The organism is Sphingomonas panacis (assembly GCF_001717955.1).
GTDB lineage: Bacteria > Pseudomonadota > Alphaproteobacteria > Sphingomonadales > Sphingomonadaceae > Sphingomonas > Sphingomonas panacis.
In genome coordinates this window covers 633,998-647,034 of record NZ_CP014168.1, presented here as the reverse complement: position 1 = coordinate 647,034, position 13,037 = coordinate 633,998, and the positions used below count along the sequence as shown (strand labels likewise).

Here is a 13,037-nt window from a genome sequence, read left to right as displayed (position 1 = left end):
GTAAGCTGGGGTCTTTCGCGGCTCTTGTTACGCGCTCTTCCAAGAGACCCCAGCTTGCGCTGGGGTGACGTGTAACGGGCCGCTGGGGCACGTGCTTCGACAGGCTCAGCACGAACGGCGGAGCGGACACCGCGAACCGTAGGTTGCGATGACCCGCGCACGTCGCTAACCCGACCGGCCTATGCGCTACATCAGCACGCGCGGGGATGCGCCCGCCCTCGATTTCGAACAGGTCACGCTCGCGGGCCTCGCCAGCGATGGTGGCCTGTATCTGCCCGAAACCTGGCCGAGCCTGTCGACCGAGGAGATCGCGGCTCTGCGCGGCGCATCCTATGTCGATACCGCCGTCGCGGTGATGGCGCCGTTCGTCGAAGGCACGCTCTCGCGCGAGGATCTGCGGAGCTTGTGCGAGCAAGCGTATGGCCGCTTCGCGCACGCCGCCGTCACCCCGCTGGTCCAGCTCGATCACCAGCATTGGCTGCTCGAACTGTTCCACGGCCCGACGCTCGCGTTCAAGGATGTCGCGCTGCAATTGCTCGGGCTGCTGTTCGAACGGTTCCTCGCCGGCTCGCAGCATCACGTCACCGTGATCGGCGCGACCTCGGGCGACACCGGCTCGGCAGCGATCGATGCGCTTGCGGGTCGCGCCGGCGTCGATATCTTCATGCTCCACCCCAAGGGCCGCGTGTCCGAGGTGCAGCGCCGCCAGATGACGACGGTGCTCGCCCCCAACGTCCACAATCTCGCGCTGGAGAACGCCAGTTTCGACGATTGTCAGGCGCTGGTGAAGGCGATGTTCAACGATCCTCATTTTTCGGGCACGTTCGCGCTGTCGGCGGTCAATTCGATCAACTGGGCACGGCTGATGGCGCAGGTGGTCTATTATTTCTACGCCGCCGTCCGGCTCGGCGCGCCCGAGCGCCCGGTCGCGTTCGCGGTGCCGACCGGCAATTTCGGCGACGTGTTCGCCGGCTATGTCGCCGCCAAGATGGGGTTGCCGGTCGCCAAGCTGATCGTCGCGACCAACGTCAACGACATCCTCCACCGCGCGCTCAGCGCCGGCGATTATTCGCAAGGCACCGTCGTGCCGACGCCGAGCCCGTCGATGGATATCCAGGTGTCGAGCAATTTCGAGCGATTGCTGTTCGATCTCGGCGGGCGGGACGGCCACGCGCTCGCCGCGCAGATGCAGGGGTTCGAGGCGAGCAAGGCGATGCGGCTCACCAATGCGCAGGCCGGTGGCGCGTCGGCGCTGTTCGCGAGCGACCGCGTCGATCTCGACGACATGGCGCTGGCGATGCGCTGGGCGAGCGAGGATGCGGGCCAAGTGATCGACCCGCACACCGCGATCGGCCTCGCCGCCGCGCGCCGTGCCGGGTTGCCGGCGGACGTGCCCGTGGTGACGCTGGCCACCGCGCATCCCGCGAAGTTCGGCGACGCGGTCGAACGCGCGATCGGCATGCGTCCCGGTCTGCCCGCCCGCGTCGGCGATCTGTTCGATCGCGAGGAGCGCTATGCGACTCTGCCCGGCACGTTCGAGGCGGTGACCGCGTATATCGCCGAACGTGCGGTGGCTCGGGCGTGAGCGCGCGCGTCACCCTCACCCTTCCCACCCGGCTGCGCCGGGGGGGCCCCTTCCCTCTCCCATTGGGAGAGGGAGGGAGGAGCGAAGCGACGGAAGGGTGAGGGTGATGCAACTTCAAACCCTCATCGCCGAACCGTGGGCCGATTACGGGCTGATCGACTCAGGCAACGGCCGCAAGCTCGAACGCTACGGCCGCTTCCGCTTCATCCGCCCCGAACCGCAGGCGATGTGGGCGCCCGCGTCGGAAAGCTGGGAGGCCGATGGCGATTTCATCGGTGCGTCGGATGAAGAGGGCGGCGGGCGTTGGCATCTGTCGCGCGACGTGCCGCGCGGCGGCTGGCATGTGCGCTGGGAAGAGCTTCTGTTCACCGCGCAGAACACGCCGTTCCGCCATCTCGCGTTCTTCCCGGACATGGCGCCGCAATGGGCGTGGATGCGCGAACAGGTTGCGGAGGGCGACCAGGTGCTCAACCTGTTCGGCTATACCGGCGTCGGCACGCTCGCGCTGGCGGCGAAGGGCGCTGGCGTCACGCATGTCGATGCTTCGAAAAAGTCGGTCGAGGCCGGCAAGGCCAATGCCTTCCTGTCCGATCTCGCCGATCGCCCGATCCGCTGGATGGTCGATGATGCGACCAAGTTCGCCGCACGCGAGGTCCGGCGCGGCAAGCGCTACGACGGCATCTTCCTCGATCCGCCCAAGTTCGGGCGCGGCCCCGATGGCGAGGTGTGGCGGCTCGAAGAAGGGCTACCCGGCCTGATCGCCGATTGCCGCCGGCTGCTCGACGCGGACAGCAAGTTCCTCGTGCTGACGGTCTATGCGGTGCGGATGTCGGCACTCGCGATCGGCGAGGTGGTGCGTCAGGCGCTCGGTGATCTTGGCGGCACGGTCGAGGTCGGCGAGATGGCGGTGCGCGAGGAAGCGCGCGGGTTGCTGCTGCCGACCGCGATTTTCGCGCGCTGGCGCGGTGACGGCGGCAAGTCGGCTTGATCCCGTTACCGCGCCCGGCCGGCGGAGCGTAGCTCCGTCCGACGACGCGGCTTTGCCGCGTCGCGCCGGCCTATTCCATCGCCACACGCATCGCCGCGCCCGCGACGAACGGCGCGCCGGCGACCAGCACGAGGCTGACCGCGCCGAGCAGTTTCAGCGCGCCCGCGCCGCCATCGAGCGCACCCGCGCCGAAGATCAGCAGCGGCACCGCGAGCGGCAGCATCAGCAGCCCGGCGAGCGCACCCGCGCCGCCCATCCCCGCGATCAGTGCCGAGGTCGCCACCGCCAGCGCGGCGAGGCCGGGCGTGCCGATCAGCAGCCCGATCTCGACCCGGCCGAGCGTCACCGCCGGCAGCCCGAGCAGTCCGGCCGCGACCACCGCCGCCAGCATCAGCGGCGGAGCAAAACTCAGCCAGTGCGCCAAGATCTTGGCGGCGGCGACCCCCGCCATCGAAAAGCCGCGCACGCCGAGCTGATCGAACACGCCCGCCTCGGCATCGGGGCCGACCAGCCGCTCGACCGGCAGCAACGCGGCCAGCAAGGCGGCGGCCCAGATCACCCCGCCGCCGATGCGCGCGAGCAGCACGGTATCGGGGCCGACCGCGAACGGGAACAGGATCGCGACGAGCAGGAAGAACGCGACGGGGTTGACCATGCCGCCGCCCGCCCAGGCGAGCCGCAGGTCGCGGGCGATGAGGCGAGCCATGCCGCTCACAGCGCGATGCCCAGCGCGCCCGGCAGCGCGATGTCGGTATGAGTCGCCACCAGCGCGATGCCGCCGCGCGCGCGATGGTCTGCGACCAGCGTTTCGAGTGTCGTCACGCTCGCGGCATCGAGGCCGTTGACGGGTTCGTCGAGCAGCCAGAGCGGGGCTTCGCTCGCTACCACCCGCGCGAGCGCGGCGCGGCGGCGCTGTCCGGTCGAGAGCAGCCGCACCGGCACGTGCGCCAGCGCCGCCAGCCCGGTCGCAGTCATCGCGTCGGTGACGCGCCGCGCCGGCTCGGGTGCGGCGTCGAGCGCCGCCCAGAAGCGCAGCGCATCTTCGAGCGTTTGCCCGGAATCGAGCGCGGCGGCTTCCGCCATCAGCGCGCAGCGCGGCGTCTCGACGCGGCCTTCGGCTGGGGCGAGCAGCCCGGCGGCGATGCGCAAAAGAGTCGATTTGCCGACGCCGTTCGCACCCGTCACCAGCGCCGCGTCGCCGGGTGCGAGGGTGAAGCTCAGCCCCGCGAACAGCCTGCGCCCGCCGCGCACGCCCGTGACGCCGTGAAAGGCGAGGCGGGGCGGTTGATCGGGGTCGGCCATCGGCTATGCCTTAGGCGAGAAGGCGCACTCCGCGCCAGCCACGAGGATTCACGCGATGGTGGAGCAACTGAACGACATCGAACGCGCCGACGCACTCGATGAACTCGACGAATGGGATTATGACGAGGCGCGCGACGCGATTACGCGCACTTTCACCTTTGCGGATTTCTCGGCGGCGTTCGGCTTCATGGCGCGCGTGGCGTTGCTCGCCGAAAAGGCCGATCACCATCCCGAATGGAGCAATGTCTGGAACCGGGTCGACATCCTGCTGACGACGCATGATGCGGCCGGGCTGTCGTACCGCGATATCGATCTCGCGCGCGCGATCGAGGGGCTGTTGGGTTAGATCCGCGACGGTTTTTAGGCCCGTTCGCAGTGAGCGTGTCGAAGGGCGTGCCAAGAGCGCCGCGTCCGTCGCACGTCCTTCGACAGGCTCAGAACGAACGGTGCGGGTAGCGTGCCAATCGCCGGGCCTCAGAGCAGCCCGGCGATCCTGAACTGGGCGAGCAGCATCAGGCTGGTCAGCACGAACGAAACGACGGCGAAAGCGACGGGCCGAACCATCGGACGCTCCCGAACTGGAATGTCCCCGATCATGCGATCGGGGCGATGGAGACGGCGGTGCTGACCAGCACGACGGTGACGAACAAGGCGCCGACAAGCGAAGCGGCGATCTGCTGGAGCGATTCGATACGAGCGTTCATGAGGATATTCCCTGTGGAAGCGGCGCGGCGGACCATCCGACGACCGATGCCAGAGGGTTTGCAGAGAGCGTGCCAAGTCGTGAAACGCGTTGTTTTACAAGGAGATGGGGAAATTGCGTCGCGCTGGGTTCGATTTTGTGCGGTGCAACGCGCCAAGTCTTGGTGAAAAATCCCAAGGCTGGAGGAAAAGTTTCGTCCGGCGTCTTTTGATCCCCTCGGCCTTGTGGCGCTGGCGGATCGCGCGCGGCACGGCTAGGCGGAAATGATGCGTGTCACTGCCGCCGATCTCGATCTCGCCACTGCCCTCGCCGAAGCGGCGGGTGCGGCGATCCGCCCTTATTACCGCAAGCCCGCCGGGCTTGAGGCGAAGGACGATGCCTCGCCCGTCACGCTTGCCGATCGCGCGGCGGAAGCGGCGATGCGCACACTCATCGAACAGCGCTTTCCCGACGATGCGATCATCGGCGAGGAATATGGCGTGCGCGAGGGGACGAGCGGGCGCGCCTGGGTACTCGATCCGATCGACGGCACGCGCGCGTTCATCTCGGGGCGGCCGATCTTCGGTACGCTGATCGCATTGGTCGCGGATGGCTGGCCGGTGCTCGGCGTGCTCGACCAGCCGATCCTGAACGAGCGCTGGGTCGGCACGATCGGGCGGCCGACCCTGTTCAACGGCCAGCCGGCGGAAACGCGGCGCTGCCCCGATCTGGCGAAGGCGCTGCTCGGCACCACCTCGCCGGCGCTGTTCGACGACGGCCAGTTGCATGCCTTCGAACATCTCGATGGCGCGGTGATGAGCACGGTGCTGGGCGGCGATTGCTACAATTACGGCTGCGTCGCGAGCGGCTGGCTCGACGTTGTCGTCGAGGCGGGGCTGAAGCTTCACGATTTCGCCGCGCTGGTGCCGATCGTCGAAGGCGCCGGCGGGCGGATGTGCGACTGGCAGGGCGATCCGCTCACCGCCGACAGCATCGGCGAGGTGATCGCGGCGGGCGATCCCGCGCGGATCGACGATATCCTCGAGGCGATGGGCTGCCGGGGGCACTGATCCCCTTCCGCCGTTCGTCCCCGATCGCCCTGCCGTTCGTGCCGAGCGAAGTCGAGGCACCTGCGCTCTTTCCTGGTCCCTCGACTACGCTCGGGACGAACGGAGCGTCAGAAAATCCCCAGAAACTTCTTGCGCTGCTCGCGCTTCTCGCCCGGCGCGGACTTGCCGTTTTCGGATTTGGCGGTGGTGCCGTTGCCGACATCGTCGCGCGGCTTGCCGCCCTTCGTGCGCTGCGCCGAGGCGGGTGCGCCGGCGAGCACCGGCCCGCACTTCGCCGCCTTGGCGTCTCCGATATCGACGAACGCCAGCACCGTCGCGAGCGGCGTGCCGACGATGCCGAGCGCCAAACCGGCGCCGGCGCGCTCGATCAGGTCGCCGCTGATCGGGTTGATGCCGGGCTTGGCGAAGGTGCCCTGAATGCCGACCGGCGATTGCCCGGAGATCAGGCTGAACTTCTTGCCGTCGGCACGGAACGCCAGGTCGAGCGCCTCGTTGCGGAAGCTGAAGCCGCCCCGGCCGAGCATCACGTTCTTGGTGGTGTCGATCAGGATCGGGTCCGCCGCCGCGACCCCGTTCCGCACTGTAAAGCCGATCAGCCCGCAGTTGATATGGACGGGCTCCTTGAGCTTCCCTTGCAGCATCTTCTGCGCGAACGTGCCGATATCGAGTTCGGCGATCTGCACGTTGCGCGTCCAGAACGTGCCCTCCGGCATGATGAAGGCGATGCGGCCATGCGCGTTCGACAGCGACTGGTGCAGCGTATCGCCGACCCCGGCAAGCTGGATGCGGCCCTTGACCACGCCGGTCGTCCCAGCCTCATCGACGCCATAGCCGGCGAGCAATTTGCCCATCGGCGTGGGTGCGAGGCGAATGTCATAATCGGTGTGCATCGGCGCGCGCCGTTCATCCATGACGATGTCGGCCGCGACATTGCCGCGCGCCATCGAGAAGGTGAGCGGCGACAGCTTGAGCAGCCGGTCGACCAGCGAGACGGTGAGATCGATATGCGAGATCGGCACGTTGCGCGACCGCACCACGCCGACCGTCCAATGCGCATCGGCATCGAAATTGCGGATCGCATCGACTCGCAGATTGGCATCCGGCAGCACGCGCGCCGGGGCGGCGCCGGTCTCGGCGGCGGCGGCGATCGCGCCCTTGGTAGCGACGGTATCGGGGTTGTAGCCGATGAACGGCGCGGCATCGACGATGTCGAGCGAGCGAGTCGCCAGCGCGGCGTCGATCTTGAGGCGCGGGCGGATGTTGCGGATCGTGAACTTGCCCGAAAGGTCGCTCGCGCCGAACCGGCCGACGAGGCGGGTGAAGGCATATTCGTCGCCGGTCTTCACCAGTTGCGCACGCGCGGTGTAGGTGCGCGTGCGCGGAATGACGACGCCGATGATGTCGAGCAGTTCGGCGGCGTTGCGTCCGCGCGCCTTCACGTCGAGCGGGACGCCCTCGATGTCGGTGAGGCCGGGCAATGTGCCCGACACGTCGATGCGGTTGTGCGCGGCATATGCGGTGGCCTGTAATGCGTTCTTGCCGCGCCGCACCGTATCGTTGGGCGACAGCAAAGCGCCGGTCAGCGTGAACGGCGTATCGCGCACCACGCCGTCACCACTGAAGCGGATCGCCTGGGTGATGCTGGTGCCCTGCGACCGGATCGGTTCGAACGCCAGATCGGCGGTCAGCCGCATGCGCGGGTCGCGGTAGCGCAGCGTCGTCTTCGCGACGAGCGCACGCTGGATCAGCGGCAGCACGAACGGCTTGGCATCGTCCTTGGACTCGTCGAACGTCCAGCTATTGCGGGTATGCGCGGCGTTCCATTCGAGATCGATCGCGCCCTGGTTCAGATCGAGGAAGTGCAGCCGCTTGCGCCCCCAGATCAGCGACAGCGGCGCGATCCGCGTGTCGATTCGCTGTGCCTCGAACAGATTGGGCTTGCTCGCCCAGGCCGGGTTGGAGACGGTCATGCCTTCGGCGACGAACTTGATCGTGATCGGATCGAAATAGAGCTGGAAATCGCCACGCACTTTCACGTCGCGGTGGATCAGCCCGGCAACGATCCGCTCGAACGGATGTTTGAGGAAACGGCCCTTGGTGATGTACAGCACCAGCCACACGAGGAAGATCGCGGCGACGATGCCGAGCAGCACGTTGCGCGCGATTCGCCAGCCCCGCCCGAGCCGGCGGCGGGGCGCGGGCGAATCGTCGAGGGCAGACGGCGTGCGGTCGGCGGTTTCCATGTGGCGTCCAACCCCCGGCCGCATAAAGCGGTTCCGGCGGTTGCATTTGCGCCGGCGAATCGCTAAGCGCCCCGCTTCCCGCGAGTAAGAGGAACTGCCCGGCCGGTATGGGCTGCCGTGGCCGTTCATAGATCGTCGCGAAAACGAAAGGACGAGAAATGCCCAAACTCAAGACCAAGAGCGGCGTTAAGAAGCGCTTCAAGTTCACCGCCACCGGCCTGTTGAAGCACGGCGTCGCCGGCAAGCGCCACCGCCTGTTGCACCACAACGGCAAGTACATCCGCCAGAACCGCGGCACCAAGGTTCTCGCCAAGGCGGATACCGCAGCGGTTAAGGCCTGGGCGCCTTACGGCCTGCGTTGAGCGGAAGGATATAGATAGATGGCACGCGTAAAACGGGGTGTTACCACCCGCGCCAAGCACAACCGGATTCTCGATCAGGCGAAGGGCTATTATGGCCGTCGCAAGAACACGATCCGCATCGCCCGTCAGGCCGTCGAGAAGGCCGGCCAATATGCGTATCGCGACCGCAAGGTTAAGAAGCGCAACTTCCGCGCTTTGTGGATTCAGCGCATCAACGCCGCCGTGCGCGTCGAAGGGTTGACCTATGCCACCTTCATGCACGGCGTGAAGCTCGCCGGTATCGAACTCGACCGCAAGGTTCTGGCCGACATCGCGATGCACGAAGGCGCGGCGTTTAGCGCGATCATCGCGCAAGCGAAGGCGGCTCTGCCCCAGGCCGCGTAAGCGGACTGTAGCGTCAAGCGACATGGGGCGTCGGTGGGCAACCACCGGCGCCCTTTTCGCATATGAGGCTTCTCCCCGTTCGTGCTGAGCCTGTCGAAGCACGAGCCCCCACACACGCTCAGGGCGAACGGAATATGGTCGGTCCTTGGTGTAGGAACCCGTCATGGCGCTGAACACCTGGTGGCTGTACGTCACCGTCGTCTTCCTGGTCTCGGGCACGCCCGGCCCGAACATGCTGCATGTGATGGTGCAGAGCATCCAGCACGGCACGGCCCGCGCGCTCGCGTCGATGGCGGGGCTGATGAGTGCGGTGCTGCTGTGCCTGCTCGCCTCGGCGGCGGGGCTGGGTGCGCTGCTCAAGGCGTCGCCTTTGCTCTATGACATCATCCGCTATGTCGGCGTCGCCTATCTGGTGTGGCTCGGCGTCAAGGCGTGGCGCGCGCCGGTCGGCAGCGCGGACGAAGGCGAAGCGACGCCGCAGCGCTCGCTGCGGGCCTTGTACCTGACCGGGCTCGGCACCGGCCTTTCGAATCCCAAGCTCATCATCTTCGCCGCCGCGCTGTTCCCGCAATTTCTCGACCTGCACCGTCCGTTCGCGCCGCAGCTCGGCATTCTGGTCGCCAGCTTCGTGGTGATCGAGAGCGGCTGGTACTGCGTCTATGCGCTCGGTGGGCGCTCACTCGCGGCATGGCTCGCGCCCGCCAACCGCCGGCGGCTGTTCAACCGCGGATCGGGGCTGATCTTCATCGGTTTCGGCGCCGCGCTGCTCGGCAGCCGCGTCTGACCGCTTGACCTGAGCCGCGCGCTCGGCTTCGACGCCCGCGTACCCAAGGAATCCATGATGGCTGATCTCGACCACCTCCATACCGACCTGATCGCGCAGGTTCACGCCGCCGACAGCCTCGACGCGCTCGATGCGGTGCGCGTCGCCGCGCTCGGCAAGCAGGGTGCGGTGACGGCGCTGCTCAAGACGCTCGGCGGCATGTCGCCCGACGAGCGCCAGCAGCAAGGCCCGCGCATCCAGGCGCTGCGCGAGGGCGTCACCGCCGCGATCGCCGCGAAAAAGGCCGCGCTCGACCGCGCCGAGCTCGACGCGAAGCTCGCCCGCGAGACGCTCGACATGACCCTGCCCGCCGAGGCCGCGCCGGTCGGGAGCATCCACCCGGTTTCGCAGGTGATGGACGAGCTGGCGGAAATCTTCGCCGATCTCGGCTTCGCGGTCGCGACCGGCCCCGAGATCGAGACGCAATGGTATAATTTCACCGCGCTTAACATGCCCGAGACGCATCCGGCGCGGGCGATGCACGATACCTTCTACCTCAACGCCAGGGATGGCGAGGAAGCGCGCGTGCTGCGTACCCATACGTCGCCCGTCCAGATCCGCGCGATGCAGGCGGCGGGCGGCACCAAGCCGATCCGAATCATCGCGCCAGGCCGCACCTATCGCAGCGACAGCGACGCCACCCACACGCCGATGTTCCATCAGGTCGAGGGGCTGGTGATCGACAAGGGGATCACGCTCGGCCACCTCAAATGGACGCTGGAGACCTTCCTCAAGGCGTTCTTCGAGCGGGACGACATCGTGCTGCGGCTGCGCCCGAGCTACTTCCCCTTCACCGAGCCTTCGGCGGAGGTCGATGTCGGCTTCTCGGTCGTGAACGGCAAGCGCGTGATCGGCGGCTCGGATGGCTGGATGGAAGTGCTGGGCAGCGGCATGGTCCACCGCAGCGTGATCGAAGCGGGCGGCTATGATCCGAACGAATGGCAGGGCTTCGCATTCGGCTGCGGCATCGACCGGCTGGCGATGCTCAAATACGGCATGGACGATCTGCGCGCCTTCTTCGACGGCGACGCGCGCTGGCTCAAGCATTACGGTTTCTCCGCGCTCGACGTGCCGACCCTGAGCGGCGGGGTGGGGGCGTGACCCTCTTTGATCGTCACCCCAGCGCAAGCTGGGGTCTCCCCGTGGCGGGCGGTGCCGCCAACCTACAGAAAGACCCCAGCTTGCGCTGGGGTGACGGACGGATCGCATGAAATTCACCCTCTCCTGGCTCCACGACCATCTCGACACCAGCGCGTCGCTCGACGAGATCGTCGACACGCTCACCCGCATCGGTCTCGAGGTCGAGAGCGTCGATAACCCCGGCGCCAAGCTCGCCGCGTTCCGCGTCGCCAAGGTGCTCACTGCCGAGCGCCATCCGCAGGCTGACAAGCTGCAAGTCCTCTCGGTCGATGCCGGTGAGGGGCCGATGCAGGTCGTGTGCGGCGCGCCAAACGCGCGCGCGGGTCTCGTCGGCGTGTTCGGCATGCCCGGCGCGACCGTGCCGGCCAACGGCATGGTGCTCAAGGTCGCGGAGATTCGCGGCGTCGTGTCGAACGGGATGATGTGCTCGACGCGCGAATTGGAACTCGGCGACGATCACGACGGCATCATCGAGCTGCCCGCAGACGCGCCGGTCGGCACCGCATATCCTGAGTATGCGGGCTTGAACGATCCGGTGATCGACGTTGCGATCACCCCCAACAAGCAGGATTGCATGGGCGTGCGCGGCATCGCGCGCGATCTCGCCGCCGCCGGGCTGGGCCGGCTCAAGTCGCTTGCGGTGCCGGGCACGACCGCCGCGCCGGCGCCCGTCGCGGGCGAGGGCGCCGGGCCGGACATCCGCATCGAGGACAGCGTCGGTTGCCCGGCTTTCTACGGCCAGGCCGTCGCGGGCGTCACCAACGGCACCGCGCCCGAGTGGATGACGCGGCGCCTCAAGGCGATCGGGCAGAAGCCGATCTCGGCGCTGGTCGACATCACCAACTATGTCTCGTTCGATCTCGGGCGGCCGCTCCACGTCTATGACCGCGCCAAACTGTCGGGCGGCCTCGTCGCGCGCAAGGCGACGCCCGGCGAGCACCTGCTCGCGCTCAACGGCAAGACCTACACGCTTGACGAAACCATGACGGTCATCGCCGATGACGCGCAAGCGCTCGGCATCGCCGGCATCATCGGCGGCGAGGACTCGGGGTGCAGCGACACGACCACCGACGTGCTGATCGAATGCGCCTATTTCGACCCCGAGAGCATCGCCCGCACCGGCCAGAAGCTCAGCGTCACCAGCGACGCGCGCCAGCGCTTCGAACGCGGCGTCGATCCGGCCTTCGTCGAGGACGGCCTCGCCATCGCGACGGCTTTGGTGCTGAACCTGTGCGGCGGTACGCCCGGCGGCATCACCCGCGCCGGCACGCCGCCGGTGCCCGCCACCGTGATCGCCTATGATCCGGCGCGCGCCGAGACGCTCGGTGGCCTCGCGGTCGCGCCCGAGCGCCAGCAGGCGATCCTCGAAAGCCTCGGCTTCACGGTCTCGGCCGATTGGCACGTGAGCGTGCCGAGCTGGCGCCGCGATGTCGAGGGCGTGCCCGATCTGGTCGAGGAGGTGATCCGAATCGAGGGGATCGACCATGTCCCGCCGGTGCCGCTGCCGCGCATTCCCGGCGTCGCCACGCCGACCGCGACGCCTGAGCAGAAGGTCGAACGCCGCGTCCGCCGCGCCGCCGCCGCGCGTGGGCTGAACGAGGCGGTGACGTGGAGCTTCCTCTCCGAAGCCGAAGCAGCGCCGTTTGGGGGCGGCGCCTGGACCCTCGCCAACCCGATCAGCGAAGACCTCAAGGTGATGCGGCCCTCGCTGTTGCCGGGGCTGCTCTCCGCCGCCGCGCGCAACCTCAAGCGCGGTGCGGACGGCGTGCGGCTGTTCGAAATCGGCCGCCGCTACCTCGCCGATGCCGAGCGACCCACTCTGGGCATCGTCCTCACCGGCGAGAAGCGCGCGCGCGGCTGGCAGGCCGGCAAGGCGCAGGGTTTCGACGCGTTCGACGCCAAGGCCGAGGCGGTCGCGTTGCTCGCCGCCGCTGGCGCTCCGGTCGAGAATCTGCAGATCTTCGGAGACGCGGGCGAGCATTGGCATCCCGGCCAGTCGGGCACGCTTCGGCTCGGGCCGAAGACGGTGCTGGCGGCGTTCGGCATCGTTCACCCGCTTACCGCCCGCGCGTTCGATCTCGACGGCACGGTCGCTGCGGTCGAACTGTATCTCGATGCGATCCCCGCCAAGCGCGGCGGAACCGGCTTCATGCGCCCCGCCTATGCGCCGCCCGCGCTCCAGCCGGTGCGCCGCGACTTCGCCTTCACGGTGCCTCAGGGCCTCGCCGCCGACGCGCTGGTGCGCGCGGTGAAGGGCGCCGACAAGGCGACGATCACGGCGGCGCGACTGTTCGACCTGTTCGAACGCGACGGTGTGCGATCGATGGCGATCGAAGTGACGCTGCAACCCGCCGACAAGAGCTTCACCGACGAAGCGTTGAAGGCGATCGCCGACAAGGTGGTGGCGGCGGCGGCGAAGCAGGGCGCGGTGCTGCGGGGATAACGCCAGGATTGGTGG

12 protein-coding genes are annotated in these 13,037 nt (G+C 68.0%); 9 read left to right on the top strand and 3 right to left on the bottom strand.

From position 1 onward, the window contains the following. Window positions 1–181: 181 nt before the first annotated feature. Both thrC and J0A91_RS02990 read left to right on the top strand, forming a co-directional pair. Entirely contained in the window at window positions 182–1,585 is a 1,404-nt protein-coding gene (gene thrC / locus J0A91_RS02995; RefSeq protein ID WP_069203670.1) for a threonine synthase, read from the top strand. 106 nt (window positions 1,586–1,691) lie between these two features. Continuing rightward, window positions 1,692–2,573 (top strand): class I SAM-dependent methyltransferase, encoded by an 882-nt coding sequence (locus J0A91_RS02990; RefSeq protein ID WP_069206979.1) that lies wholly within the window; start codon window positions 1,692–1,694, stop codon window positions 2,571–2,573. A 70-nt stretch (window positions 2,574–2,643) separates the two neighbouring features. Here J0A91_RS02990 and J0A91_RS02985 read toward each other — a convergent pair whose 3' ends face one another. After that, window positions 2,644–3,279, bottom strand: coding sequence for a heme exporter protein CcmB (locus J0A91_RS02985; RefSeq protein ID WP_069203669.1), 636 nt, complete (start codon window positions 3,277–3,279; stop codon window positions 2,644–2,646). Between the two features lie 5 nt (window positions 3,280–3,284). Then, a complete protein-coding gene (ccmA, locus tag J0A91_RS02980) occupies window positions 3,285–3,875 on the bottom strand; it encodes a heme ABC exporter ATP-binding protein CcmA (RefSeq protein ID WP_069203668.1) in 591 nt (196 codons plus the stop codon). 55 nt (window positions 3,876–3,930) lie between these two features. Here ccmA and J0A91_RS02975 point away from each other — a divergent pair, with 55 nt between their 5' ends. After that, window positions 3,931–4,221: a 4a-hydroxytetrahydrobiopterin dehydratase gene (locus J0A91_RS02975; protein WP_069203667.1), complete on the top strand. Its 291-nt coding sequence runs from the start codon at window positions 3,931–3,933 to the stop codon at window positions 4,219–4,221. Window positions 4,222–4,844: 623 nt separating this feature from the next. Next, window positions 4,845–5,627, top strand: a complete 783-nt coding sequence (gene hisN, locus J0A91_RS02970) for a histidinol-phosphatase (protein WP_069206978.1) — start codon at window positions 4,845–4,847, stop codon at window positions 5,625–5,627. 107 nt (window positions 5,628–5,734) lie between these two features. On the opposite strand, the gene J0A91_RS02965 is transcribed toward hisN, so the two are convergent. Beyond that, complete coding sequence (locus tag J0A91_RS02965) at window positions 5,735–7,870, bottom strand: AsmA family protein (protein WP_069203666.1); 2,136 nt, start codon at window positions 7,868–7,870, stop codon at window positions 5,735–5,737. Between the two features lie 158 nt (window positions 7,871–8,028). On the opposite strand from J0A91_RS02965, the gene rpmI reads away from it, so the two are divergent. The 5 genes from rpmI (at window position 8,029) to pheT (ending at window position 13,022) form a co-directional block, all read left to right on the top strand. Beyond that, complete coding sequence (gene rpmI / locus J0A91_RS02960) at window positions 8,029–8,232, top strand: 50S ribosomal protein L35 (protein ID WP_069203665.1); 204 nt, start codon at window positions 8,029–8,031, stop codon at window positions 8,230–8,232. Window positions 8,233–8,250: 18 nt separating this feature from the next. Beyond that, complete coding sequence (gene rplT / locus J0A91_RS02955; RefSeq protein ID WP_069203664.1) at window positions 8,251–8,616, top strand: 50S ribosomal protein L20; 366 nt, start codon at window positions 8,251–8,253, stop codon at window positions 8,614–8,616. Between the two features lie 163 nt (window positions 8,617–8,779). Continuing rightward, window positions 8,780–9,400, top strand: a complete 621-nt coding sequence (locus J0A91_RS02950; RefSeq protein ID WP_069203663.1) for a LysE family translocator — start codon at window positions 8,780–8,782, stop codon at window positions 9,398–9,400. Between the two features lie 54 nt (window positions 9,401–9,454). Beyond that, window positions 9,455–10,540, top strand: a complete 1,086-nt coding sequence (gene pheS / locus J0A91_RS02945) for a phenylalanine--tRNA ligase subunit alpha (RefSeq protein ID WP_150126807.1) — start codon at window positions 9,455–9,457, stop codon at window positions 10,538–10,540. A gap of 106 nt (window positions 10,541–10,646) precedes the next feature. Next, a complete protein-coding gene (gene pheT, locus J0A91_RS02940; RefSeq protein ID WP_069203662.1) occupies window positions 10,647–13,022 on the top strand; it encodes a phenylalanine--tRNA ligase subunit beta in 2,376 nt (791 codons plus the stop codon). Window positions 13,023–13,037 lie beyond the last annotated feature (15 nt).

Excerpts from the sequence above, each read along its gene's own strand:
- thrC (WP_069203670.1), top strand. The coding sequence starts at position 182 with ATGCGCTACATCAGCACGCGCGGGGATGCGCCCGCCCTCGATTTCGAA.
- J0A91_RS02975 (WP_069203667.1), top strand. The coding sequence starts at position 3,931 with ATGGTGGAGCAACTGAACGACATCGAACGCGCCGACGCACTCGATGAA.
- J0A91_RS02950 (WP_069203663.1), top strand. The coding sequence starts at position 8,780 with ATGGCGCTGAACACCTGGTGGCTGTACGTCACCGTCGTCTTCCTGGTC.
- J0A91_RS02985 (WP_069203669.1), bottom strand. The coding sequence starts at position 3,279 with ATGGCTCGCCTCATCGCCCGCGACCTGCGGCTCGCCTGGGCGGGCGGC.
- ccmA (WP_069203668.1), bottom strand. The coding sequence starts at position 3,875 with ATGGCCGACCCCGATCAACCGCCCCGCCTCGCCTTTCACGGCGTCACG.
- J0A91_RS02990 (WP_069206979.1), top strand. The coding sequence starts at position 1,692 with ATGCAACTTCAAACCCTCATCGCCGAACCGTGGGCCGATTACGGGCTG.
- J0A91_RS02965 (WP_069203666.1), bottom strand. The coding sequence starts at position 7,870 with ATGGAAACCGCCGACCGCACGCCGTCTGCCCTCGACGATTCGCCCGCG.
- rpmI (WP_069203665.1), top strand. The coding sequence starts at position 8,029 with ATGCCCAAACTCAAGACCAAGAGCGGCGTTAAGAAGCGCTTCAAGTTC.
- hisN (WP_069206978.1), top strand. The coding sequence starts at position 4,845 with ATGCGTGTCACTGCCGCCGATCTCGATCTCGCCACTGCCCTCGCCGAA.
- pheT (WP_069203662.1), top strand. The coding sequence starts at position 10,647 with ATGAAATTCACCCTCTCCTGGCTCCACGACCATCTCGACACCAGCGCG.
- pheS (WP_150126807.1), top strand. The coding sequence starts at position 9,455 with ATGATGGCTGATCTCGACCACCTCCATACCGACCTGATCGCGCAGGTT.
- rplT (WP_069203664.1), top strand. The coding sequence starts at position 8,251 with ATGGCACGCGTAAAACGGGGTGTTACCACCCGCGCCAAGCACAACCGG.